General features: G+C 54.1%; 20 protein-coding genes. 17 read left to right on the top strand and 3 right to left on the bottom strand.

All coding sequences use genetic code 11. The features are described 5' to 3' along the window. Positions 1-70: 70 nt before the first annotated feature. The gene (locus O146_RS0103360; protein ID WP_021352796.1) at positions 71-481 is read left to right on the top strand and encodes a DoxX family protein; all 411 of its coding nucleotides are present in this window, start codon (positions 71-73) and stop codon (positions 479-481) included. Continuing rightward, positions 468-1178, top strand: coding sequence for a zf-HC2 domain-containing protein (locus O146_RS10960; RefSeq protein WP_051619235.1), 711 nt, complete (start codon positions 468-470; stop codon positions 1176-1178). Before O146_RS0103360 ends, O146_RS10960 begins: the two co-directional genes overlap by 14 nt. Here the strand turns inward: O146_RS10960 and O146_RS0103370 are convergent. Further along, the gene (locus tag O146_RS0103370) at positions 1145-2776 is read right to left on the bottom strand and encodes a dolichyl-phosphate-mannose--protein mannosyltransferase (RefSeq protein ID WP_027017650.1); all 1632 of its coding nucleotides are present in this window, start codon (positions 2774-2776) and stop codon (positions 1145-1147) included. The genes O146_RS10960 and O146_RS0103370 overlap by 34 nt on opposite strands. Before the next feature lie 134 nt (positions 2777-2910). Between O146_RS0103370 and rsmI the strand changes: the two genes are divergently transcribed. The 8 genes from rsmI (at position 2911) to O146_RS0103410 (ending at position 13570) form a co-directional block, all read left to right on the top strand. Then, positions 2911-3810 (top strand): 16S rRNA (cytidine(1402)-2'-O)-methyltransferase, encoded by a 900-nt coding sequence (rsmI, locus tag O146_RS0103375; RefSeq protein WP_051619236.1) that lies wholly within the window; start codon positions 2911-2913, stop codon positions 3808-3810. A 189-nt stretch (positions 3811-3999) separates the two neighbouring features. Next, entirely contained in the window at positions 4000-5859 is a 1860-nt protein-coding gene (locus tag O146_RS0103380) for a BCCT family transporter (protein WP_027017652.1), read from the top strand. A gap of 131 nt (positions 5860-5990) precedes the next feature. Continuing rightward, positions 5991-7832, top strand: a complete 1842-nt coding sequence (gene metG / locus O146_RS0103385; protein WP_027017653.1) for a methionine--tRNA ligase — start codon at positions 5991-5993, stop codon at positions 7830-7832. Between the two features lie 52 nt (positions 7833-7884). Further along, positions 7885-9195 (top strand): MFS transporter, encoded by a 1311-nt coding sequence (locus tag O146_RS0103390; protein WP_027017654.1) that lies wholly within the window; start codon positions 7885-7887, stop codon positions 9193-9195. Positions 9196-9274: 79 nt separating this feature from the next. Next, on the top strand, positions 9275-10114 hold the full coding sequence (locus O146_RS0103395; RefSeq protein ID WP_027017655.1) for a TatD family hydrolase: 840 nt from the start codon (positions 9275-9277) through the stop codon (positions 10112-10114). 276 nt (positions 10115-10390) lie between these two features. Further along, the gene (locus O146_RS0103400) at positions 10391-11557 is read left to right on the top strand and encodes a resuscitation-promoting factor (RefSeq protein WP_027017656.1); all 1167 of its coding nucleotides are present in this window, start codon (positions 10391-10393) and stop codon (positions 11555-11557) included. Between the two features lie 19 nt (positions 11558-11576). Beyond that, entirely contained in the window at positions 11577-12491 is a 915-nt protein-coding gene (gene rsmA / locus O146_RS0103405; RefSeq protein ID WP_051619237.1) for a 16S rRNA (adenine(1518)-N(6)/adenine(1519)-N(6))-dimethyltransferase RsmA, read from the top strand. 17 nt (positions 12492-12508) lie between these two features. Then, complete coding sequence (locus O146_RS0103410; RefSeq protein ID WP_027017658.1) at positions 12509-13570, top strand: 4-(cytidine 5'-diphospho)-2-C-methyl-D-erythritol kinase; 1062 nt, start codon at positions 12509-12511, stop codon at positions 13568-13570. A 1-nt stretch (position 13571) separates the two neighbouring features. Here the strand turns inward: O146_RS0103410 and O146_RS0103415 are convergent, their stop codons facing one another. Beyond that, entirely contained in the window at positions 13572-14897 is a 1326-nt protein-coding gene (locus O146_RS0103415) for a hypothetical protein (RefSeq protein WP_027017659.1), read from the bottom strand. A gap of 136 nt (positions 14898-15033) precedes the next feature. On the opposite strand from O146_RS0103415, the gene O146_RS0103420 reads away from it, so the two are divergent. The 5 genes from O146_RS0103420 (at position 15034) to O146_RS0103440 (ending at position 19759) form a co-directional block, all read left to right on the top strand. Continuing rightward, on the top strand, positions 15034-16854 hold the full coding sequence (locus tag O146_RS0103420) for an ABC-F family ATP-binding cassette domain-containing protein (RefSeq protein WP_027017660.1): 1821 nt from the start codon (positions 15034-15036) through the stop codon (positions 16852-16854). Positions 16855-16954: 100 nt separating this feature from the next. Further along, positions 16955-17446, top strand: a complete 492-nt coding sequence (locus O146_RS12125) for a hypothetical protein (RefSeq protein WP_023019749.1) — start codon at positions 16955-16957, stop codon at positions 17444-17446. A gap of 63 nt (positions 17447-17509) precedes the next feature. After that, on the top strand, positions 17510-17833 hold the full coding sequence (locus O146_RS0103430; protein ID WP_023019748.1) for a putative quinol monooxygenase: 324 nt from the start codon (positions 17510-17512) through the stop codon (positions 17831-17833). A 137-nt stretch (positions 17834-17970) separates the two neighbouring features. Further along, positions 17971-19032 carry an enoyl-CoA hydratase/isomerase family protein gene (locus O146_RS0103435; protein WP_244266802.1) on the top strand — a complete coding sequence of 354 codons (1062 nt, stop codon included), beginning with the start codon at positions 17971-17973 and terminating at the stop codon, positions 19030-19032. After that, on the top strand, positions 19016-19759 hold the full coding sequence (locus O146_RS0103440; protein ID WP_027017662.1) for a DUF1648 domain-containing protein: 744 nt from the start codon (positions 19016-19018) through the stop codon (positions 19757-19759). The genes O146_RS0103435 and O146_RS0103440 overlap by 17 nt, the downstream gene beginning before the upstream one ends. A 101-nt stretch (positions 19760-19860) precedes the next feature. On the opposite strand, the gene glcB is transcribed toward O146_RS0103440, so the two are convergent. Continuing rightward, complete coding sequence (gene glcB, locus O146_RS0103445) at positions 19861-22044, bottom strand: malate synthase G (RefSeq protein ID WP_035000529.1); 2184 nt, start codon at positions 22042-22044, stop codon at positions 19861-19863. A gap of 426 nt (positions 22045-22470) precedes the next feature. Between glcB and aceA the strand changes: the two genes are divergently transcribed. Beyond that, complete coding sequence (gene aceA / locus O146_RS0103450) at positions 22471-23763, top strand: isocitrate lyase (protein ID WP_021352777.1); 1293 nt, start codon at positions 22471-22473, stop codon at positions 23761-23763. A gap of 2 nt (positions 23764-23765) precedes the next feature. After that, positions 23766-24266 (top strand): ribonuclease E activity regulator RraA, encoded by a 501-nt coding sequence (gene rraA, locus O146_RS0103455; RefSeq protein ID WP_027017664.1) that lies wholly within the window; start codon positions 23766-23768, stop codon positions 24264-24266. The last annotated feature ends 103 nt before the right edge of the window (positions 24267-24369 follow it).

A 24369-nucleotide genomic window follows, 5' to 3' on the forward strand; every position in this document is an offset into this window, starting at 1 on the left:
TTACTGGTTATTTAGACTAGGGAAATGGCATGTTCGGTTCCCAGCGATGAGCCGGGGTAGTCTAGTGAGCATGCACAAGCCCGCCATCCGTGATGCCATGTTGTTTCTCGTACGCATCGTAGTTGGAGTTATCTGCATCATTCGCGGCCTGGATAAGCTATTTTTCCGGGGGATGGACGACACTGTCGGTGCCTATTCAGCTGTGGCAGTGCCTGCTCCAGCCATTACGGGGTGGACTGTGATGCTGCTGGAGATTTTCTTCGGTGCTGCGGTTGTAGTTGGAATTTTGACCACCTTTGCAGCGGGGGTGCTATTTGTCGTAACAGCCGCCCTCCAGTATTTTCTGGGCGGTCTTGATTTTTTGGGCGAGCAACCGAGTTATGAATCCTTCTTGATGTTTCTTACTCTATTACTTGTGATAGTTGTTTTCGGTGCCGGACGAGCCAGCGTGGATGGGGTGTTGAGTCGTGCCGAGTCATGATGAAATCCAAACTGCATTGTCCGCGCGCATCGATGGCGAGCCTGCCGGCATTACTGACGAAATTCTTGACGCACATGTTTCCGGGTGTGAGCAATGCCAGACTTTCCAAAATCGCGCGCTTGCGCTGACGAGGAGTATGCATCACGCCAATGAGTACAGCGGTGATGAATTAACCCCGCCGCGGCAATTGACTGAAGATATTTTGGCTGGTGTGGAACCAACCTGGCGTCGTTCGGCACGCAGGGCTGAGCTGAATACGATTCTTGCCCGGCTTACGCTACTTGTGTGTGGCGTTGGTTTCGGCATTTGGGCCGTCGTGCAAGTGATTGCTTCTGGGGGATTGATCCCGCAAACTTTAGACGTCCAGGGCGAGGCAGTTCTCGATCCGAGCGCGGATCCGCAGCTGGCAACCGCACTGATGGAAGGCGCAGCTTTGCGTGCTGGGGTCTCGCTTGGTTTGCTTGCTGCTGCTTGGCGCCCTTATTGGGCATCCGGCTTAATGCCGGTCGTTGGTGCGATGGGAATGTTCTTTAGTGGTTTTATTGTTCGAGATCTGGTTCTTGGGGTAGCTACCAGTGAACAAATTTTGTTGATCGCCATGCTGCTTGTGAGCGCACTTGCTACCGCCTGGCTGTGGATACGCTACCGCTACGTGCAGCATCGTTATGTCCAGCTGGGGAACCACATCATTGAGTGATACCAGCTGTTTGAGACTGGTAAGCCGTACAAAATTGGCGAGAAATAGACAAACATCCCGACGACTGTGGCGAGGTATACGACAACGACGATGCTGCCCAGCCGTAGCTCGTGACCAGTGAGTCGGACAAGCAGACGCCAGCGCACGAATCTGCCCTGGTGCATGAGACGTCCGAGAATAATCGCATATATGACAAGAACAAATGGGATAAACGCGGCGGCGTAAAAGAAATACATTTGCCGGTCGTAAGCCGCTAGCCATGGCAAAAAACCAGCGGCAAAGCCAACCAACGGCCAGGCGAAAGCGTGGTCTCGCTGAATTATTAAGGCCCACAACGCCCACGCTAGGCCCGGCACAATTAACCACCAGATTGCCGGGGTGCCAAACAAAAACAGCATTTCCCGGCAGCCACCTTTGGCGCCGCCAAGCGGGCAATCTAATTCGGTGTTGGAGTAATACAGAATCGGGCGTATCCCAGCTAACCAGGACCAAGGTTTGGAATCCCAGGGGTGTTCGTGACCACCTGATGTTGTCAACGAAGCATGAAAATCTAACACCGATCGGTGGTAATAGAACCAACTGGCGATTGAATCTGGTAAAGCCTGTAATGGCGAATCGTCGTCGATGGTGCCATCGACAGCTGCATGGCGGTAAACCGCGGTTTCGCTAGAAAACCATGCCCGCCAGCTCCAGAGATAGACCAGAATAGGCACTAACACTAATGAGGCGAGCGCTGCGGGAATATCATGCAGGCAGATTGCCGAATATGGTCGGCTGATGCCATAACGCCTTCGGATAAGCAGGTCGCCGAATACACAAAACAGGCCGAAAAAGGCGATGTAATAAAGTCCGGACCATTTAATTGCTAGTGCGCCACCGAGCATGAGGCCAGCTCCAAAACGCCACCAGCGCACGCCGAAGCGTGGGCCAAATACCGAACGCCAAGCACCGGTGGTTGATTCGTCGGCGAGCGTTTTCCAAGCCTGGTGCATCCGCCGTCGCATGTCCCTATGATCACGCGCGAGCATCCAGGCGGCAGTAATAATGAAAAACACTTGGAAAATATCCAGCATGCCGAACTTTGAACTGACCAGAAGAACGCCGTCGAAAGTGGCTAATATTCCAGCTAGTGCGCCGATATTCCAGGTTTGGGTGAGCTCTCGCGCCAGCAGCATGGTCATGATTACGACTGCTGTTCCGAAGGCTGCTGCCATCGTGCGCCAGCCCATTGGGGAGTACCCGAAGACAAACTCAGAAAGCGCAATTATCTGTTTCGCCAGTGGAGGATGGACGACGAGCCCATAACCTGGGTTGGATTCGATTCCACCGATAAGTAGGTGCTCCCAGCTACGCACAATGTCCCATGCCTGCGGCACGTAGTGCTTTTCATCGAAGATCGGCGTCCCGGAAGATACTGGATGTGGAAGCCCGAGAAAGCGTGTGATTGCGGCTAACGCGCCAATGAGAAGGAATGACCAACCGTCGCGGCGGTCGAACGGGATTCTTATTAGCTGGGGCGTAGAGTACGGGCGCACGCTGCGGGCGTGTGCCCGGCGTGTACGTGCTAGGGGAGCACTCGATTTTTCAGCAACGGCCATCACTCGGAATAGTTTAGGCGAGAATAAACAGCCGACGATACGACGACACCAAGAGCTCGGAGCGCAAAAGAAAAAAGTTCGTAGTTAGTTGCGGTGCTGAGTTCGGGTAGCAGATATGCCATGCTGGAGGCGTGATGAACGATCAGCCAGAGCAGTTAAGCGCGCAGAACCACAATGCAAACCTGCAGCAGCAATTGCCGCATGGAATCATCGTGGCGGCCACCCCGTTGGGAAACCTTGCTGACGCCTCCCCCCGGCTGATTAGCGCACTGCAACAAGCAGAGCTCATTGCTGCTGAAGATACAAGAAGATTGCGAAACCTTGCGAATGCTCTGGGGGTGGAATTGCGTGCGAAGGTGGTCTCGAATTTTGATCATAACGAGGCCGGACGGGTGTCTGAGCTGCTGCGTGCAGCACGCAATTCGAGTGTGCTGGTGGTTAGCGACGCTGGCATGCCAGTGGTTTCGGATCCGGGACATAATATTGTGGCAGCTGCGCACGAAGCTGGGGTGCCGGTGACAGCTATTCCTGGCCCGTCTGCGGTGCCCACTGCTCTAGCGCTGTGTGGGCTGCAGGTGGGAAAGTTTATCTTTGATGGTTTTGCGCCGCGTAAAGACGGTGCCCGGCGTAGTTGGCTGGAGTCACTGCGTAATCAAAAGCGGGCTGTGTGTTTCTTTGAATCTCCACATCGTTTAGCCGATACCTTGCACATTGCTGCGGAGGTCTTGGGGGAGCAGCGTCGTGGAGCTGTGTGTCGTGAGCTGACCAAACTCTATGAAGAGGTGAAACAAGCTCCGCTTGGCGAGCTGGCAGCGTGGGCAGAAGACGGAGTCAAAGGGGAAATTACGGTCGTCATTGAGGGAGGCGAGCAGACTCACTTGACCGTGGAGGATGCAGTCGGCCGGGTCTCCGAACTTGTTGATGGTGGCATGCGTTTGAAAGCAGCGTGCAAGCAGATTGGGGCCTGGACTGCGCATTCGAATCGGGAACTTTACGACGCATTCCTGCGCGCTCGAGCCAAAGAAGAGGAATAGTGGCGAAAAACACAGCAGCTGCGCTTCTGTGGCATTTTGAGAATTGTGAGTGATATTAGCTAGATAATGCCAGTAAAAATGCGTTGCCTTGCTGACGAGTCACGTAGTTGACGTCTTTATTTGCTTAACAGCTGTTTTTCAGCTTATTTGAATTTGATTGCCGGGTGTTTTTCAACCACGCTGGTATCCATGAATAAACCTGACTCACACGACTCTAAAGGCGCCGATGGTGCTGTGGGTGCTGACCGCGATAAAGTTGCGGATGGTCCACAACTAGAAACCAATGCCAATTTGGTACGCGAGGATCTTGATGAGCTTTCGGCTACCAGGCAGATCGCCTACATGCTGGAACATGAAGATGATGTTGCGGTAAGCAGCGTGGAAGATTCAGTGGAGTTGGCTTCGGAAACCGAAGATAGCTCGATTGACTGGGCGGTGGTGGCCCCGGCTGGGCTACTGGTGTTGGCTACCGTTATTTGGGGCCTGGTGTTCACTGATTCTTTTACAGCCTTCGCCAGCACGGCTTTTGGTTGGATCATTGACAATTTTGGTTGGGCCTTCATGCTGTTCACCACCGTGTTCGTGGTGTTCGTGATCGCTATTGCTGCTTCGAAATTTGGAGCTATTAAATTAGGTTCGATTAATGAAGAGCCTGAATTTAATACCATCTCGTGGATCGCAATGATGTTCGCCGCTGGTATGGGGATCGGCCTGATGTTCTTCGGTGCTGCGGAACCGACTTTCTTCTACAACGATGGTGTGCCGGGCATCGACAATGACCCGGTTGGCGGTGCCATGTCGCAGGCAATGTTCCACTGGACGTTACATCCGTGGGCAATTTACTCGATCGTAGGTTTGGCGATTGCCTATTCGACCTTCCGTGTAGGGCGCAAGCAGCTGCTGTCTTCCGCATTCGTGCCGTTGATTGGTGAAAAAGCTGCTGCGGGCGGCATCGGTCGTGTTATTGATATTTTGTCGATTTTTGCGACGGTTTTCGGTACCGCTTGTTCGTTGGGGCTTGGTGCACTGCAGATTCAAGCAGGTTTGGCCGCTTCCGGGATTATCGATGACCCATCGATGTCTGTGGTAATCGGCATTGTTTTGGTGTTGACATTGGCCTTTATTCTTTCGGCGCTGTCAGGCGTCGGTAAGGGCATTCAGTACCTGTCGAACGCCAATTTGATCATGGCAGCAACTCTTGCAATTTTTGTTTTTATCGTTGGGCCAACCGTTGTGCAGTTGAACTTGATTCCAGGGTCGTTGGGTTCCTACCTGCAAAACTTCCTGATGATGGCCGGACGCACCGCAGAAAACGGTGAAGCAGCCGCTGACTTTAGCTCTGCATGGACGATTTTCTACTGGGCATGGTGGGTGTCCTGGTCGCCGTTCGTTGGTATGTTCCTGGCTCGTATTTCCCGTGGTCGCTCCGTACGTGAATTCTGCGTCGGTGTGTTGCTGATTCCATCTGGTGTTTCCACTATTTGGTTTGCGATCTTCGGCGGCACCGCCATCGATATGGAACGCGACAATGAGGGCGTGGTTTATGGCGATGGCACGACGGAAAACATGCTCTTCAACATGTTTGATCAGCTGCCGTTGGGTTCAATTGCCTCGATTGTCGCTATGGTTTTGCTGGCGACGTTCTTCATTACTTCGGCAGACTCTGCGTCAACCGTGATGGGCTCGATGTCGCAGCGCGGACGCATGGTAGCTACCCCGTGGTTGTCGGCGACTTGGGGTGTTTTGACCGCTGCGGTTGGTTTGACCATGCTCATTGGTGGCGGCGAGGATGCTTTGGATTCGTTGCAGTCAGTGACCATCGTGGCCGCTTCGCCGTTCCTTCTGATCATCATTGGCTTGATGTTTAGCTTGGTGAAGGACCTACGTAATGACGTAATCTATGTCGAGCAAAAGGAACAGCAGGCTTTCGCGCGCAAGTTGGCTCGTGAACGTCGTTTGACTCGCGAAGCACACCGCAAGGAAGAGCTGAAGAAACGTCGTTCTGAACGCCTGGAAAATTTGAAGCCAGAATCGATGCGTAAGAAATAACCAACAGCACTAGCGGTCGCAGCATCAGTCGTGGTGTTGCTCGCTGTATGGATGTGAATCAGCTGCGCATCCTGTGAGTTCTATGAACCCCGGTAACCACATGGTGCCGGGGTTCAATTATGCTTGAGGGCATGTCTGAAAATGTGCTTGTGAATGTTGCCTGGCCGTATGCCAACGGCCCCCGTCATATCGGACACGTCGCAGGATTTGGCGTACCTTCCGATGTATTCGCGCGCTTTCAGCGAATGCGTGGCAACAATGTCCTGATGGTTTCAGGCACTGATGAACACGGCACTCCGCTGTTGGTGCAAGCTGATAAAGAAGGCGTCTCCGTGCGTGAGTTGGCTGACCGCTATAACCGGCAGATAGTCGAAGATTTGCGTGGTCTGGGCCTGTCCTATGACTGGTTTACCCGTACAGTTACCCGGACTCACTATGCGACGGTGCAGGAACTATTTAAAGGTTTATATAACAACGGCTACATGGTGAAGGAAACCACCATGGGGGCGGTTTCGCCGTCGACGGGACGTACTTTGCCGGACCGTTATATTGAAGGAACCTGTCCGATTTGCAACGCCGATGGTGCTCGCGGCGACCAGTGTGATAACTGCGGTAACCAACTCGATCCCGCTGATTTGATTGATCCTGTTTCTAAGATCAACGGCGAAACCCCGGTTTTCCGTGAGACCGAGCACTTTTTGTTGGATCTTCCTGCGCTTGCCGACGCTTTGCGTGAGTGGTTGTCGGGACGGCAAGGCTGGCGCCCGAACGTTCTAAAATTCTCGCAGAACTTACTGGCAGATATGCGCCCACGTGCAATGACCCGCGATATTGACTGGGGTGTGCCAGTACCGATTGAGGGCTGGGAAAACAACAACGCGAAGAAGCTCTACGTGTGGTTTGATGCGGTGATCGGCTACTTGTCTGCTTCGCTTGAGTGGGCCCAGCGCACTGGTGACCCGGATGCATGGAAGCGATTCTGGCTGGATCCAGAAACGAAGTCGTACTATTTCCAGGGCAAAGACAACATCACCTTCCACTCTCAGATTTGGCCTGCGCAATTGCTTGGCTATGCCGGCAAAGGTGCGAAGGGCGGGGAACAGCACCGCTATGGTGAAATCAACCTGCCGACGGAAATTGTGTCCTCCGAGTTTTTGACCATGTCTGGCTCCAAGTTCTCCTCGTCTAAGGGCTTGGTCATTTACGTCAAAGACTTCTTGGAAGAATTTGGTCCAGATGCACTGCGGTATTTCATCGCGGTAGCGGGGCCAGAAAACAACGACGCTGATTTCACCTGGGACGAGTTCGTTCGGCGCATTAACAACGAATTGGCGAATGGCTGGGGTAACTTGGTCAATCGCACCGTCTCTATGGCGCACAAAAACTTCGGTGAGGTGCCAAAGCCTGGTGAATTAACCGACAGCGACCGTCGCATCCTCGAATTGGCGGGCAACGCGTTTGACGTTGTTGGCGCGGCGCTGGAAACTTCCAAATTTAAAGCCGGTATCACGCATGCTATGCATGTAGTAGGTGAAGCCAATGCGTACATCGCCGAAAATGAGCCTTGGAAGCTGGCGAAGGATGATTCCCAGCGTGAGCGCTTGGCGACAGTTCTCTGGACTGCCTTGCAGGTCGTTTCGGATTGTAACGTGTTGTTGACTCCGTACCTGCCACATCTGGCACAACGAGTACATGAGACTCTGGGGCGTGAGGATGTGTGGGCTGCACAGCCGGAAATCGTAGAGGTTACCGACGACTATGATGTGCAGCTCATCGGCGTCGGTGTGCCAGAGAAAGGCCAAAAGTATCCTGCGATCACAGGCGATTACGCGGCTCAGGGGGCAGAATGGAAGCGCTTAGATATTGTCCCAGGTACCGTTTTGGCAAAGCCGAAGCCGCTGATTACGAAACTCGATCCAGAACTGGCCGAAACTGGGCCAGAATGGGCGCCGGTGACGGATTCGGAAGAATAATTCATATTCATAACGCTAAACAGCTTCATAACGTTAAGCAGCATGGTGGAAGGTGAGTTTGACGCGTGACGAGCAGTCCAAGCGCTCAAAATTAGTGGTTGGTGGGGTTATTCGTACCCCACTTGCCGTTGTTGCAGTGGTCTTGGCGGCGGCAAATTTGCGCGCCGGGATTTCTTCGCTGGGTGCGGTGCTGAAGCAGGTCATGGTTAGTTTTCAGGCGCCTGCTTCGGTTGCAGGACTGCTTACCGCTATGCCCGGTTTTGCTTTTGCCATCATGGGGCTGGCAGCTGTGCCGATAGCTCGGCGTATCGGGTTGAGCGTTACACTTTTCGCGGGAATGGCGGCCATGTTGGTGGGCCTTGCCTTCCGGCCATTGATTGGAGCTTATTTACCTGGTGGCATGAGCACTTTTCTTGTGCTGACCGCGTTGGTTGTTAGCGGTATTGCACTGTTGAATGTCCTGTTACCTGCCTGGATTAAACAACATGCACCCCGGCGTTCAGTAGTACTGATGTCATGCTATTCCGGCTTTTTAGGATTGTCAGGTGCCGTTGCGCCATTGAGTGCCTTGTGGTTTTCCGGTTCGGAAGCGTGGCGCCCTGCACTAGGAATCTGGGCCACTCTAGCAGTATCGCAAGCTATCGTCTGGACCCTGGTGCTAATACGCGTTGGAGTGGATAAACCCGCGAAGCCCGCCGCTGAAAAGTACGCAGATACCGCATCCACCTCCTCGGCGTCCCGTGCGGATGCAGAGGTCGGTTGCGATATGATTGCCGAGACATCTTTGTGGCGATCTCCAACTGCAGTGGCGATGATGCTACTGTTCGGCCTGCAATCGTCGAATGCATATGTACAAATGGGTTGGCTGCCGCAGATGTATATCGATCAGGGTGTCGCACCAGGTAGGGCAGCAATAGGCTTATCGGTGCTCGGGACTGTCAATGTCATCGGGGGAGTGAGCATGCCGTTTCTGGTTGCTCGAATCCGCGACTTACGCCCGGTAATCGTGCTTTTCGGTGCGCTGACTACCGTTGGTTATTTGGGAATTATTTTTGCTGGAGACGCAGTTCCAGAATTGTGGGCCATAGTGCTTGGCTTAGGTGGTTTGTGTTTTCCCACGATTCTCGCTTTGTTGGCAGCAAGGACGCGTACCCCTGAAGTTACTGCACGATTGTCTGGTTTCGTGCAGCCTTACGGTTATTTGTTAGCCGGAATTCTGCCACTACTGATTGGATTCGTGTATCAAGCGACTGGCCAGTGGTTGTTGATTTTGATCGCGATGGCTCTGACTGGCGTGGGTATGTCCGCGCTGGGGTATCGCGCGGGTAAGAAGGTCTACATTGATGACGAGCTTGTACGTTAAGACTTTGCACGCTAAAGACGTTAAAGACCTTAAGACAAGGTGGCTGCAAATCAGGATTTCGCTATTAAACTAGGGTGCTATGTCGAAGAAGAAATCACGCCCGCAGCCATTTCCCGCACCGGAAATTACCGGTATCGTTGACGCGCATACGCACCTTACGTCCTGCCGTGGAAGTAGTCTCGAGGAGTTTCTTGAGCGCGCTATTGCCGGCGGCGTCGGTGAAATCTGCACCGTGGGGGATGATTTAGCTGAAGCCGAGCAAGCATTGCGCGCAGCAAGGCAACACCCCAACCTACACGCTGCGTGTGCGATTCATCCGACTAAGGCAGAGCAGCTGGACGACGAAGCCAAAACTCGACTCTCGGAGATGGCGCGTGATGAAAACTGTGTTGCTATTGGTGAGACCGGTCTCGATTCTTATTGGATCAAGCACGCTCCAGAGTCGACTGCCACTCTGGAACAACAAGAAGCATCCTTACGTTGGCATACACAGCTCGCGCGCGCAGTAGGCAAGACGTTGATGATTCATAATCGGGAAGCAGATGCCGATTTACTGCGAATTCTTGATGATGAGCCTGCGCCGCCACAGGTTATGCTGCACTGTTTTTCTTCACCAGTATCGATGGCGCGCGAAGCTATTGAGCGTGGGTGGATATTGAGCTTTGCTGGAAACGTGACATTTAAACGAAACGATGAGCTGCGGCGTGCAGCTTCCTTGGTGCCGCGGGGGCAGTTGTTGATTGAAACGGATGCTCCGTTTATGACCCCGGAGCCGTTTCGTGGAGCGCCAAACGAGCCGTCGTTGGTTGGGCATACTGCGCTGTGCGTGGCACAGCAGCGTGGTCAAAGTGCTGAAGAACTCGCTGCCGAGGTGCGTGCTACCTATCATCGCGTATACGGGCTGGATGAAAGCCACTAACGTCACGTCGCTCATACGGTACAGGTGTGACAAATTGCATAGTTTCTGTTCTTCCAGGTTAGCTGGGTTGGTAGTGACCTTGGAGAAAGTTGTGTGATTTGTGAATTTTGTGACAGCTGGGTTTTGAGCGCGTTTCGCCACGCGTCGCCGCGTTACCGTATTGTTATCGTCGTTGCAGAATGAGTTGGCCTCATTGCGGGTTACTGGCATTCAATGTGCAGTAGGTGCAGTGGTTGCTCCTGTTCAGTACGCAGTTCGAGAGTCTTAAGGAAGTTCATGTCGACCAAAAAGCGGATCCAGCGGATTAACTCCAATGCATCTACCCCTTTACGCGTTGCTACTGGGGGTGTCGTTGGTGCTCTGCTGGTCGGTGGTGTCGTTGGACTGGATGCGCAAAAAGATATTGTGGTTGATGCCAATGGGGAAAAAATCGAACTTTCCACATTTGCCGGTGATGTAGAAGCTGCGCTTGCCGACGCTAACGTGGAGCTGAGTGCGCATGATGTAATTTCCCCGGCGCTTTCGGAGGGCGTGCATGAAGGCGACACCATCACGGTGCGCACCACAAAGCCAGTGGCTGTCACCATCGACGGGGCAAATAAAGAACTGACTACTACCGCTAGCACCATCGGTGAGCTGCGTAGCGAAATTGATGGTTTACATCGGAATGCCAAATTGTTGGCTAATGGTAAAGAAGTCTCTGGTGATGACGAACTCACCACTGGAATGAAGTTGGAGGCTGTGGAGCCGAAAATTATCTCGATCACCGATGGCGGGAAAACCGTCTACACCCAGCAAGCAGTGCGTACCGTGGGTGAATTGCTGGATATTCGCGATATTCACCTAGGTGAGTTTGATCGACTGCACCTGCCGGAAGATACTGCGTTAACTACGGGCATGGATATTGCCATTGATCGCGTTCACTTCGAAGATGAACTCATCAATGAGCCGATTGAACCTGAGGTTATCTATCGCGACGATGCAAACTTGCCGGAAGGTGATGAGCACGTGATTGAAGCCGGGACAATGGGTAACCGGGAAGTTAACCTGCGGAAGAAATTCGTCAACGGGCATGAAGAGTCTGTCGAACGCGTTGATGAGCGTGAGGTCGCGCCTGCGCAAAAGCGAGTAATTGCTCGTGGCACAAAGCCAGCATCACCTGCGGCTTCTGCGCCTGCTGCACCTGCCGTGGCAGGCGGTTCGGTGTGGGATGAACTTGCTGCATGTGAATCCAACGGTAACTGGTCCATTAATACTGGTAACGGCTACCACGGTGGCTTGCAGTTCAACGCTGGTACCTGGGCTGCTTATGGCGGAACGGCATATGCACCAACCGCCGATCTTGCTACGCGCGAGCAGCAGATTGAGATTGCGAAAAAGACTCAGGCAGCCCAAGGCTGGGGTGCATGGCCTGCATGTACTGCCAAGATGGGCTTGCGCTAATAACTGCTAAACTACCTGCATGGAACACGATTTGGTTGGTGCTGAAACCTCGCGCACGGTAGATCTTTTGGGTCCGGTAGAAATCCGGACTCTTGCTGAGGATATTGGCATCACCCCGACGAAAAAGCTGGGGCAGAATTTTGTCCATGACGCCAATACAGTGCGTCGCATCGTTGATACTGCCGGGGTGCGTGCAGACGATCACGTGCTGGAAGTTGGCCCTGGCTTGGGGTCGTTGACGCTAGGTTTGTTGGAAGCGGGACGGCATGTCACAGCCATTGAGATTGACGAAAAGCTAGCTGCGAAATTGCCGGAAACGGTGGCTGCTCGCGCTGGCCATCGTAAGCAAAACTTTTCTTTAATTACAGCTGATGCGCTGCGCATACGTCCAGATCAAGTAAACTCCGCATCCCCTGAATCGATCCCGTCTCCCACAGCTTTGGTTGCTAATTTGCCGTATAACGTCGCGGTACCAGTGCTGTTGCACTTATTGGCGCAATTTCCCAGCATTAACCGCGTCTTGGTGATGGTGCAAGCAGAAGTTGCGGCTCGGCTGGCTGCACAACCCGGAAACAAAATTTATGGTGTTCCCAGCGTCAAAGCTGGTTTCTATGGCACTGTGACTCGGGCCGGAACTATCGCTGAACATGTTTTTTGGCCAGCCCCAACAATCAAATCAGGTTTGGTACGGATCGAGCGTTTCTCGGAAGATGCTTGCCCATGGCCAATAACGCAAGACACTCGAGAGGCTGTTTTCCCACTCGTGGATGCAGCTTTTGCACAACGCCGCAAGACTTTACGTGCTGCTTTGTCTAAATATTACGGTTCGGCGGTTGAGGCTGAACAGGCGCTAAGAGCAGCAGGCATTGATCCTGGTTTACGGGGTGAGAAACTAAGCGTGGCTGATTTCGTCCGGCTCGGTTTAGCCGAATAAAAACAAGATAGATTCTCATGACAGACGATTATTTATTTCGCTCGTCCCCTCGTAGTTCGTACGCGGCAAAGGCGTTTGCCAAGGTGAATTTGCATTTGGCGGTCGGCCCTGCCCGCGCCGATGGCTTCCATGATCTGGTGACTATTTTTCAATCACTGGATCTCGCCGATACCGTGCGGGTTAGCCTGGCTAATGATCAGATTGAGCAGGACGAATCTTCCGGGCACGGACCGGTGCGCGCATTGACTGTGACTGGACAAGATAGTAATTCGGTCCCCAGCGATGCTACGAATCTCGCCTGGCAAGCTGTTGACGCCGTTGCTGTTGCTTTGCAAGCAGAACACGCTGGAAAGCTGGAGCTTCCACCGGTGACGGTGCTAATTGAAAAGAACATTCCGGTCGCTGGAGGCATGGCGGGTGGTTCCGCTGATGCTGCAGCCGCGTTGCGTGCTGCTAACTCCTTGTTTGCGGAGCAAGCAAATATCGAGCTGCTGGATGAGTCCGTATTGCATAATATTGCTGCGCAGCTAGGGTCTGACGTCCCATTTTGCTTGCACGGCTACACCGCACTGGGGCAAGGCCGGGGAGAAAAGCTGCATGCTGTGCCCACAACTGGTACGTATCACTGGGCATTGGTGGCCAATGAGCGAGGCTTGTCGACGCCACAGGTATTTGCAGAATTCGATCAGTTGTATCAGGGCAGCCCGCAGCCAGATGCTGGCGGCGGTGAGAAGAAAGGAACACCGGCGGTTCCGCACGATCCGAGCCTAAGTGAGACCACAGCATTAACGGCTGCCGCCCAATCTGGGGATGTGCAACAACTCGCTGGCTTATTACGGAATGACTTGCAGGCGGCTGCATTGCGGCTGCGTCCGGATTTATCCCGCATCCTCGATGCGGGAAGCCACGCTGGGGCACTCGCAGGGATAGTGTCCGGTTCTGGGCCCACCTGTGCATTTTTGTGTGCCGATGAGCAGACTGCACACTATGTTGCAACAGAAGTGGAAAAGAAAATAGCCGGTACCCGGGGCATTACTGCCATGAGTCCGGCTGGGGGTGCTGAGCTAATAGAATGTTAAGTTAGCGGGCAATTCCCATTTCCACTGGCGCAAAGTCCAACTCGGTACGGGTGAGCACTTCGCCTTCCTGCAGATCCACCATCAGAAACTCTTTGTTTTCTGCGTCGGTGACGTAAGCGATATCGCCATCGACCTTCAGGATTGGGCCGGGCTGTTGCCACTCATCTTTTTCTTTCCATGGCTTGATAACTTCGATCCGGTCGGTGACTTTGCCGGATTCAACATCGATGATGTTCAAGTAGCCGTCGTAGGTCAAGACCACGCCATCGCCGTCAGCGGTGCGGCCCAGAGAACGGAACCAGTATGAATCCTCGAGTTCTACGGTCTTCATGGAGTAGTCGGTGGTGTCGATCAATACCACGGAGGTTGGGCGCTCAAGGTCAGCGTCTTCGTCAGTTTTGTTGTCGCCGAGGACAATCGGGGAGTCTTCGCTGCCCGCCAGATTACCGGAACGCTGATAGCCGTCTTTCGCGATGTCATTGGCGTCTACCTTGTGGAATTCTTGGGCTTCTACATCGAAGACAATAGGTCCATTGGTGCAGCCAAAGGCGACGTTGCCACCCTTTGCGACTGCTTCGCCGTGAATACCCGGGCAGTCGTCGGTGGATGCCAGAACTTCGTTGTCCAAGCTGCGATATTCGATGCGGTGGCGCTCGTCCTCGGTGCCTACCGTGGTTAGGTAGCTACCGTCTTTGAATGGGACCGCCACACCGTGGTGTGGATCCCCGGATTCTGCGGTTACGATATGCGCCGGACGCATGGTGTCGGTGCCGTCTTCGAGTTCGTCGTTATCGAAGATCGTGATTTCGCCGGTTCCGTCGTCGAAAAGCGCAGTCTTGCCGTCGTGCTGAACCACATGGCCCGGCTTGTCGGCCGGCAAAATGTTGTCAGTCAGCTCAGGGGATTTTTCGTAGTAATGGTTGTGGTCGCCGTGAGGCTGAGTCACAGCGCCGGTGTCGAAGATCGTAAAGCCATCTTTGCCGGAAACATAGAGGTGTCGAGTGTTGCCAGCCGGGTTCAGGCGGTGGAAACCGGAGATTTTTTCTTCATCCACGATTTCGCCGGTGGCTGGGTCGATCGTCGTCAAGCCCTTGTCATGGGAGAGTACGACGCGTTGTGGTAGGGAAGAGACTTCGGTCAGGTCAGCATCATCAGCGCCAGGAGCATCATGGTCGTGGCCCTCGTGATCATGATTGTGGTCATGAGCTTCTGAGGTGGCGGTGGTGGCTTCAGCGCTGGTGGTGTCCTCATTTGGGCTTGAGCATGCGGCCAACGCAAATGAGGTTGCTACGGCCATAGTGACTGTGGAAAATATGCGGCGTTTCATACAAATCACAGTAATGAAAATGAAATCGCCCTGCAAAAAGCTTCTTGGCAGCTGGCTGTGGCCGATTGTGTCCCGCCGTGTGGGCTAGATAGTGCGCTGAGTGAATCGTACGGTTCTACTTTAAGATGGAATCATTATGGTGAACCTGTTAAATGCAGAGAATATCTCGCAATCGTTTGGTCTGAAAACCCTTCTCGACGGTGTGTCGTTGGGTGTGCAATCGGGGCAGCGCATCGGTGTCGTCGGAGTGAATGGCGGCGGCAAAACCACGCTGCTGGAAGTACTCACAGGTTTAATAGAACCCGATGGTGGCCGAGTCTCGCGAAATTCGGATCTACGGATGGCAGTGGTTACTCAACGTGCAGAGTTAGACCCGGAAGCAACAATTGGGCACACGGTGGTCGAGCCGTTGGGGCTAGATACGTACGAATGGGCCGCGAATGCAAAAGTCCGCGATGTTTTGGGCGGGCTAGGAGTAGCCCAGCTCGGGTTAGAAACCAAGGTTGGACAACTATCCGGCGGGGAAAAACGCCGGGTGAATTTGGCGGCGGCTCTCGTGCGCGATTTGGATTTGGTGGTGCTCGATGAGCCAACCAACCACTTAGATGTTGAAGGTGTGCAATGGCTGGCGGATCACCTATTGCATCGGAAAGTAGCCGTATTGGTGGTGACCCACGATCGCTGGTTTTTGGATACTGTAGCACAGCTGACCTGGGAAGTTCACGATGGAAAAGTCGACGTGTACGACGGCGGCTACAACGATTGGATTTTTGCTCGCGCGGAGCGTCAGCGGCAGGCCGAAGCTGCCGAACAGCGGCGACAGAATTTAGCACGTAAAGAATTGGCATGGTTACGTCGGGGTGCGCCGGCACGGACGTCGAAACCGAAATACCGCATTGCCGCTGCAGAAGCACTCATTAAAGATGTCCCACCGGTGCGCAATAGTGTCGAGCTGATGTCGTTTTCTAAACAGCGACTGGGCCGCAAGGTTATCGAGCTGGAGAATGCGCGCTTGGAAACCCCGGATGGGCATGTGCTTGTCGACGATCTGACCTGGCGCTTAGCCCCGGGGGAGCGCGTGGGCTTGGTCGGGGTGAACGGATCCGGCAAAACTACCCTGTTGCGAGCATTAGCTGGCGAGCATGAACTTAGCGCGGGGAAGCGCATCGAAGGCCAGACCGTACGTCTGGGTTGGTTGCGTCAGGAACTTGATGATTTGGACCCGCAACGTCGCCTGTTGGATGCTGTTGAAGATGTAGCAACCTATGTACACATGGGCAAAAAAGAGTTATCGGCATCGCAACTGGCCGAGCGCCTGGGGTTTAGCCCGAAGCGACAACGTACCCCGGTTGGTGATTTATCTGGTGGTGAACGCCGTCGTCTGCAACTTACTCGGGTATTAATGAGCGAGCCCAACGTCTTGCTGCTTGATGAGCCCACCAACGACCTTGATATTGATACCCTGCAGGAGCTCGAATCCCTGTTGGATGAGTGGCCGGGCACCCTGGTCGTGGTGTCGCACGACCGCTATCTTATTGAGCGCATTACTGATGCCGCCTATGCCTTGTTTGGTGACGGTAATTTGCAGCATCTGCCGGGCGGAATTGAACAGTATTTGCAGGTACGTCAATCTGCCCAGGATGCTGCTTCGAACGTAACCTTGGATCTAGGTTCTAGTAAGGCTACTGATTTTTCAGAGACAGAAAATAGTGGCGGTACAGGCATTTCTGCGCAGCAAGAACGCGAGATCACCAAAGCACTGCGAGCGCTGGAACGCAAGATGGACAAGCTGGAGAAAACAGAAGCCCAGATTGACGAGAAAATGGCTGTAGCAGCGGAAAAGGTTGATACGCAACGACTGACGGAGCTTAACGAACAAAAGGCAGAGGTTGTTGGGCGTCGAGAAGAATTAGAAGCCGAATGGATGGAGCTAGCTGATCAACTGGAGCCGAAATAATGTAGGTGTGCGGCAGGGCGAACTCTGGGCGTCGGCGCATTTATCAAACACGCTGGGTGAAAGCCGCCGGTTAGGTGGCTGCTTATGTCACCATATAGGTATGGCTTTCTCCCGTAAATTTTTCACCGCGCTCGCAGCTACCACCGTGATCAGCGCAGGTATTCCTGCTGCTGCATCCGCACAACCGGCTTCTTCCGCACAGCCAAACCCGGTCTGGCCGACTCCAGAGGTATTGACGGCTGGGTCCTCGGCTGCCAGCGCTGGTGTAGCGTCCTGGAGTTTGGAACAGGCCACGAAGTTGCACTTGCTGGCTATGGGGCACCACCGAAATGAAGAAGCCCAGCGCATTGCCCAGGACTGGGCTAACCAGGCTGCGCGCGGGGAAGTGGAATTCCACGCCAATGTTGGCCGTGGTCATACTGCTCATGACCGTGGGACGGGCAATATCTACCGGCTGGCTCCGCATGAGGCTGCGCAGCGTATTGCCTGGTTGCTAAGCCCTACGAATCGCACTGGTGATGGCAAGGGATTTGGTGTTTCGGGCGTTGATGCGCACGGCAACGTGTACTTGGCGGAATTTTTCTTGCACTAAATGTGCGTAGCCACACGCTAGCGTTGTGTACGCATCAACTAAATTAAGCGTATAATCGAGAACATGATCTTGATTAACGTTTCTTACCAAGTAAAGCCAGAGTACGCCGAAAACTTCCTGGAAGAGGTTTCCTGGTTCACGGAAGCTACTCAGGCAGAAGAAAAGAACCTGTTCTTCGACTGGTACCGCGACCCTCAGGATGCCAACCACTTCATGCTGGTAGAAGGCTTCACCGATGATGGTGCGGAAGCACACGTTACCTCTGAGCACTTCCAGCGTGCAACCGAAGAGATGCCAAAGTACCTGGTTGAAACCCCGAAGATCATCAACACTTTGATCGAGGGTAAAACCGAGTGGGACGAAATGGCTGAATTTCAGGTCAAGTAGTTCCAGGTGAAATAGTCGTAGTGTAGCTTTCACGCTACGTGCTGTACCCGAGGGCTGTAGTACTAATCCTGGCTCCGTAGAGGAGCGGGAGTGCTGCAGCCCTCACTTTATTGCGTTAACTGTGCCACAATGGGGCTATGACTGATGGTGCTATGACTGATACACAGGATCGCCAAGTAATTAGTTCTGTTTGCAATGGAACGGGAATTCTTGAACTCAACCGCCCGAAGGTGCTGAACTCCCTGAACTTGGAGATGGTGGAGATTATTCACCGGGCGCTGGATGCATGGGCGAGAGATGATTCGGTTACGCAAGTACTGATCTATTCCAATAACCCGAAAGGCTTTTGTGCCGGTGGTGATGTACGCGCGGCACGTGAACAAAGTCTCGCGGGCAATAAGGCCGGAGTCGACGAATTCTTCCGCAAAGAATATGCGCTTAACGACGCCATCGATAAGTTCCCGAAACCATTCATTGCACTCATGGATGGGGTGGTCATGGGGGGTGGTACCGGTATTAGCGCTTTTGGCTCTCACCGTGTGGTGACCGAGAAAACTTTTGTTTCCATGCCAGAGATGCTCATCGGGTTTATTACAGATGTCGGCATGACATATTTTTTCCAGCGCATGGTCGGCTCGCGGGGTAAGGCGTCTCGGGCCTTGGCGCTGTACCTGGCGACGACCGCCTACCGCATGAAGGCCGCAGATCTGCTGTGGACTGGCTATGCTACCCACCAGATTGCCTCCGACGATGCCGATGCTTTCCGTGAAGCAGTTATCGAATCCGGATACGCGGCTGCGGTGGAAAAATATGCGAATACGAACCCGGATACCGCGCCGTTGGCCTCGCAGATTGAGACCATCGAGGAAGTTTTTGCGCAGGATTCCTGGGCTAGGGTCGTCACAGCTTTGGAACAGTGTGCGGATAGAGCATTCGTCGCTGGCGTGAATGACACCTTGAAACATGCATCGCCGACTTCGCTGGTGGCAGCTGCGGAAATTTTCCGCGCAAACGCCCAGGTTGATTCGCTTGCCGACGCCTTGGATAACGAATACCGGGTTGGCGAATACTTGCGCGGCCGCCCTGATTTCGACGAAGGTGTGTGCTGTGTACTGGTCGATAAAGACGACGAACCGCAGTTCCAGCCGGATACAATTTCTGAGGTTCAGGAAGGTGAGATCCGTGAGCTCCTCCGGTAACAAACAGGATCGTCTGCCACCCCCGAAATTTCAGTTCGGCTGGTACCTAGCGTGTATAGCAGTCATTGTTGCCACGCTGGCTTTTCTGTGGATTAACTGGCATGCCGTGCCAGACCCGATGCCTACGCACTTCGATGCTTCGGGGACGGCAGATGGTTTTAGCGCGAAATCTTTTCCGGCAGCGATAGCCCACGTTGGCCTTGGGCCAGCGATTACTACGGCAGTATGCGCGGGAGCTTGCGGGATTCTGGTGGGAATCACGAACCAGACCAAAGATGGCTTGCACGATAAACCAGAACGTGCGATTAATCGGCAGCGTTTACTGGCACAGTTGATGCAGCCGATGTTGGGCAAGTTTAGCTTCGCGCTTGTGGTGGTGCTGTTGGTCAGCATTACCGCCGGATTGTTTGAGTTTCCTGTTGTGGGCACCGGGGCAATTGCCATTTGGTTGCTTATCGGTGCGATTCTCGCAGTCGCTTTCGGTATGGTGGTGCGCAGCGCGCGGATCATGCAGGAATTGGATGAGCGCTATCCACCGGCAGATCCCCGAGACAAGCTCAAGTATGGAATGTTTTATCACAACCCGGATAACCCGAGGCTATGGGTAGAGCTGGAGTCAGGGATGAATTTCACCCTGAACTTCGCGCACCGCACTGCCTGGTGGATCGCCGGAATTTTTATTGTGTTGATTCTGTCGATGGTGGCGCTGCCGATAATTTTGGCCTAGCCCCTGAATTTTGCTACAGGGACTAGGCCATGTGGAGTTCGTGTACGTGTACCACTGCGCTGTTTCAGTGCTTAAGCACACCAGGATGAATCGGTGAATTGTTAAGCGTTTTTCGCTTTGAACTCACGACGACGAGCATGCAGGATTGGCTCAGTGTATCCGGACGGGGACTCGGTGCCCTTGAAAATCAGGTCGCGAGCCGCCTGGAACGCCACCGACTCGTCGAAGTTCGGAGCCATATTGCGGTAGGCATCGTCGCCAGCGTTTTGCTTGTCGACGACTTCCGCCATCTTCTGCAGCTCCTGTTCGACGAAGTCTTTGCTGACGACGCCATGCTCAATCCAGTTAGCCAGCAGCTGTGAAGAAATACGCAGGGTAGCGCGGTCTTCCATCAGGGATACGTCGTAAAGATCTGGGACCTTGGAACAACCGACACCTTGTTCTACCCAACGGACCACGTAGCCCAGGATGGACTGACAGTTGTTGTCGACTTCTTCCTTCTTCACCTCATCGGACCAGTCTGGGTTTTCAGCAACCGGGACGGTCAGAAGGTTCAGGAAGTTGTCGCGCTCGCCGGCCTTGCGGAACTCTTCCTGCATCTGCGGAACGTTGACGTGGTGGTAATGAGTGGCGTGCAAAGTTGCGCCGGTAGGGGATGGCACCCAGGCGGTCGATGCGCCTTCTTTCAACTGCCCGATCTTCTTGTCCAGCATGTCTGCCATCAACTCGGTCATGGCCCACATGCCTTTACCGATTTGTGCCTTACCAGGCAGTCCCAGTGCGATACCGGTGTCGACGTTGATGTCTTCGTAAGCTTGCTTCCATGGTGCGGTCTGCATATCGGCCTTGCGCACCATCGGTCCAGCTTGCATGGAGGTGTGGATCTCATCACCGGTGCGATCCAGGAATCCAGTGTTGATGAAGGCAACGCGCTCGCTGACCGCGGTGATCGCAGCAGCCAGGTTGGCCGAGGTACGACGTTCTTCGTCCATAACGCCAACCTTCAAGGTGTTTTTCTCCAGGCCCAGCAGCTTTTCCACCGAAGCGAACAAATCGTTGGTGAACGCTACCTCGGCAGAACCGTGCTGCTTTGGCTTCACGATGTAGATCGATCCCGCACGGGAATTCTTCCGAGGGTTATCCGATTGCAATCCTGGGATAGCGCAGGCGCTGGTCAAAACAGCGTCCATGATGCCTTCGAAAATTTCCTCGCCGTCGACCAGGATCGCAGGGTTGGTCATCAGGTGACCGACGTTGCGCACCAGCAGCAGGGCGCGACCGTGCAGGGTCTGCTCGGTGCCAGAAAGGTCCGTGTAAGTGCGGTCGTCGTTGAGCTTGCGGGTGATGGTCTGGCCGCCCTTTTCCAGCTCTTCTTTCAGCTCACCGGTGTTCAGGCCGAACCAGTTGTGGTAGCCCAGGGTCTTGTCTTCACCATCGACGGCGGCAACGGAGTCTTCGAAGTCCACGATGGTGGAGGTGGCTGATTCTAGAATGACGTCTGACACCCCAGCCTTATCGGTCTTGCCGACGGGATGTTCTGGGTTGATCTGGATTAGGATGTGCAGGCCGTTGTTGCGCAGCACCACCTCGGATGGTGCGGATTTCTCGCCATTGAAACCGACGAGCTGTTCGGCATTGGCTAGGCCGGTGGTGGAGCCATTCACGGTGACTGCCAGCTTGTCGCCGTCGATGGCATAAGATTCGGCATCGGCATGCGAACCTTGTTCCAGGGGAGCGACCTCGTCCAGGAAGTTGCGAGCCCAGGCGATGACCTTGTCACCGCGGACAGGGTTATAGGAATCACCTGGCTCTGCTCCGCCTTCTTCCGAGATAGCGTCTGTGCCGTACAAGGCGTCGTACAGCGAGCCCCAACGCGCATTAGCTGCGTTCAGTGTAAATCGTGCGTTGAGAACTGGAACGACGAGCTGTGGGCCAGCGACTTCGGCGATTTCGGAGTCCAGGTTGGCGGTAGTGACATCAGCCAGTGCTGGCTTGTCTTCCAGGTAACCGATCTCGCGCAGATACTTCTCGTGTTCTGCGGGATCTGGCTGGCCTGGGTTGGTACGGAAGTGCTCGTCGAGAGTCTTTTGCAGCTCGTCGCGGCGGGCCAGCAGTTCCTTGTTGCGCGGGGTGTGGGTGCGGATGATGTCTGCAAAACCATTCCAGAATTTGTCGGCGTCGATGCCGATACGTGGCAGCACGGTGCCGTTGACGAATTCGTAGAGGGTGTTGTCGACGTTGAGGCCTGCAACCTCTGTGCGTGGGGTGGTGTCTTCGTTAGTCATAAAACTCCTTCTAATCCTCGCGGTCAGACCCTCAGGGGAGTACGTGATCTGTGTGAGTGGACACTCACGATGGGCGTTCACTGTGCCCCGGGGCATGAGACCACAATAAGTGAATTGCCTCACTGTGTGTAGTGCGGTTCCGGAAACGCGTAAATTCACCCCTGTTCGACTATCGAAAATAACTTAAGAAAACAGTCCGATCGTACTGTTTTAACAGTATGTCCGTACTGTTTGACTGTGGCATTCGTGCACCGCATAGGGGTTTTTGTTCTGCGGGTGCTGTTCAGTGGGTATTTTCATCTCGAAAACTTATGTGAATTCTGACACTACCCCCGTCGGCTGTAGGCCACATGCAATTCTTGACGTGATCGGATTCATGACTCATGATGTGAATCACCTCATAAGCCAACGAGAAAGGGAGTTGCGATGACTACTACCGGTCAAGCACGTACCGCCGCAGAAATCCAAAAAGATTGGGATGAAAACCCTCGCTGGGCCAACGTCACCCGTGATTACACGGCAGAAAAGGTAGCCGAGCTGCAAGGCAATGTCGTCGAAGAGCACACCCTGGCACGCCGCGGCTCTGAGATCCTGTGGGACGAGGTCTCGAAGGGCGATGGACATTACATCAACGCCTTAGGTGCCCTGACCGGTAACCAGGCTGTACAGCAGGTCCGCGGTGGTCTGAAGGCCGTGTACCTGTCCGGCTGGCAGGTTGCTGGTGATGCCAACTTGGCTGGCCACACCTACCCAGATCAGTCGCTGTACCCAGCGAACTCCGTTCCGCAGGTGGTTCGCCGCATCAACAACGCACTGCTGCGTGCCGACGAGATCGCTCGTGTCGAAGGCGATGACTCCATCGACAACTGGTTGGTTCCTATCGTTGCCGATGGTGAAGCCGGATTCGGTGGTGCACTGAACGTATACGAGCTGCAGAAGGCCATGATCAACGCCGGTGCTGCAGGTACTCACTGGGAAGACCAGCTGGCTTCCGAAAAGAAATGTGGCCACCTGGGCGGTAAGGTTTTGATCCCTACCCAGCAGCACATCCGCACCCTGTCGTCTGCACGTCTGGCTGCCGACGTTGCTGGTGTTCCAACCGTCGTTATTGCACGTACCGACGCAGAAGCTGCAACCCTGATCACCTCGGACGTTGACGAGCGCGACAAGCCATTCATCGAAGGTGACCGTACGGCAGAAGGCTACTACCACGTACGCCCAGGTATCGAGCCTTGTATCGCACGTGCAAAGTCCTATGCGCCGTACTCCGACCTGATCTGGATGGAAACCGGTGTCCCAGACCTGGAAGCCGCGAAGCAGTTTGCCGAGGCCGTCAAGGCTGAATTCCCAGACCAGAAACTGGCTTATAACTGCTCGCCATCGTTTAACTGGTCCAAGCACCTGGACGACGAGACCATCGCGAAGTTCCAGAAAGAACTGGGTGCCATGGGCTTTACCTTCCAGTTCATTACCCTGGCAGGTTTCCACTCCCTGAACTATGGCATGTTCGACCTGGCACACGGTTACGCACGCAACGGCATGACCTCGTTCGTCGAGCTGCAGAATAAGGAATTCGCTGCAGCAAAAGAGCGCGGCTTCACCGCCGTCAAGCACCAGCGTGAGGTCGGTGCCGGTTACTTCGACAACATCGCCACCACCGTCGACCCAACGTCGTCGACCACCGCATTGAAGGGTTCCACTGAGGAAGGCCAGTTCTAATCATGGCGATCCAATTCGTTCCCACCGCCGATATCGGAGATATCCACGGTGAACAGCTACGCAGCTGCGACAAGCAGTTCACCAACTACGGAGGAAAAACCGACTTTTGCGGCAAGATTTCCACCATCCAGGCAATTCAACATAATGCCTTGGTGAAAGAAATCTTGAACCAACCGAACGAAGGCGGAGTCTTGGTCATCGATGCCCAAGAAAATCTGCATACCGCTATGGTCGGCGACATGATCGCTGGCGCAGGCGTGGATAACGGCTGGGCTGGGATCATCGTTAATGGAGCCATCCGGGATTCCCAAGAAATCGGCACTATGAATATTGGTGTCAAGGCTTTGGGGACCAACCCGCGCAAATCCGCGAAAGATAAGGTTGGCAAAGTCGATATCACCGTGCAATTTGGTGGCATTGAATTTGTCCCTGGACAGTATGTTTATGCCGATGCGGATGGCATCGTCGTGAGTGAAACGCCAGTAGAAGCGAAAGAGAGCTAGATTTTTCTAGCATGCGGTGGCCGGTTGGTGCTGCGCTTAGCGGCACCACTGAGCTCACCCACCCGCAACCCGGATACAAGCCCGGAAGCTAGCAAGTGTGAGA

It is taken from the genome of Corynebacterium pseudodiphtheriticum DSM 44287 (assembly GCF_000688415.1).
Classification (GTDB): domain Bacteria; phylum Actinomycetota; class Actinomycetes; order Mycobacteriales; family Mycobacteriaceae; genus Corynebacterium; species Corynebacterium pseudodiphtheriticum.

Coding starts and splice junctions, on each gene's coding strand:
- O146_RS12125 (WP_023019749.1), top strand. CDS start 16,955: ATGGCTTTCTCCCGTAAATTTTTCACCGCGCTCGCAGCTACCACCGTG.
- O146_RS0103430 (WP_023019748.1), top strand. CDS start 17,510: ATGATCTTGATTAACGTTTCTTACCAAGTAAAGCCAGAGTACGCCGAA.
- O146_RS0103420 (WP_027017660.1), top strand. CDS start 15,034: ATGGTGAACCTGTTAAATGCAGAGAATATCTCGCAATCGTTTGGTCTG.
- rraA (WP_027017664.1), top strand. CDS start 23,766: ATGGCGATCCAATTCGTTCCCACCGCCGATATCGGAGATATCCACGGT.
- O146_RS0103410 (WP_027017658.1), top strand. CDS start 12,509: ATGACAGACGATTATTTATTTCGCTCGTCCCCTCGTAGTTCGTACGCG.
- O146_RS0103400 (WP_027017656.1), top strand. CDS start 10,391: ATGTCGACCAAAAAGCGGATCCAGCGGATTAACTCCAATGCATCTACC.
- metG (WP_027017653.1), top strand. CDS start 5,991: ATGTCTGAAAATGTGCTTGTGAATGTTGCCTGGCCGTATGCCAACGGC.
- O146_RS0103395 (WP_027017655.1), top strand. CDS start 9,275: ATGTCGAAGAAGAAATCACGCCCGCAGCCATTTCCCGCACCGGAAATT.
- O146_RS0103360 (WP_021352796.1), top strand. CDS start 71: ATGCACAAGCCCGCCATCCGTGATGCCATGTTGTTTCTCGTACGCATC.
- rsmI (WP_051619236.1), top strand. CDS start 2,911: ATGAACGATCAGCCAGAGCAGTTAAGCGCGCAGAACCACAATGCAAAC.
- O146_RS0103370 (WP_027017650.1), bottom strand. CDS start 2,776: ATGGCCGTTGCTGAAAAATCGAGTGCTCCCCTAGCACGTACACGCCGG.
- O146_RS0103380 (WP_027017652.1), top strand. CDS start 4,000: ATGAATAAACCTGACTCACACGACTCTAAAGGCGCCGATGGTGCTGTG.
- O146_RS0103435 (WP_244266802.1), top strand. CDS start 17,971: ATGACTGATGGTGCTATGACTGATACACAGGATCGCCAAGTAATTAGT.
- O146_RS0103415 (WP_027017659.1), bottom strand. CDS start 14,897: ATGAAACGCCGCATATTTTCCACAGTCACTATGGCCGTAGCAACCTCA.
- aceA (WP_021352777.1), top strand. CDS start 22,471: ATGACTACTACCGGTCAAGCACGTACCGCCGCAGAAATCCAAAAAGAT.
- glcB (WP_035000529.1), bottom strand. CDS start 22,044: ATGACTAACGAAGACACCACCCCACGCACAGAGGTTGCAGGCCTCAAC.
- rsmA (WP_051619237.1), top strand. CDS start 11,577: ATGGAACACGATTTGGTTGGTGCTGAAACCTCGCGCACGGTAGATCTT.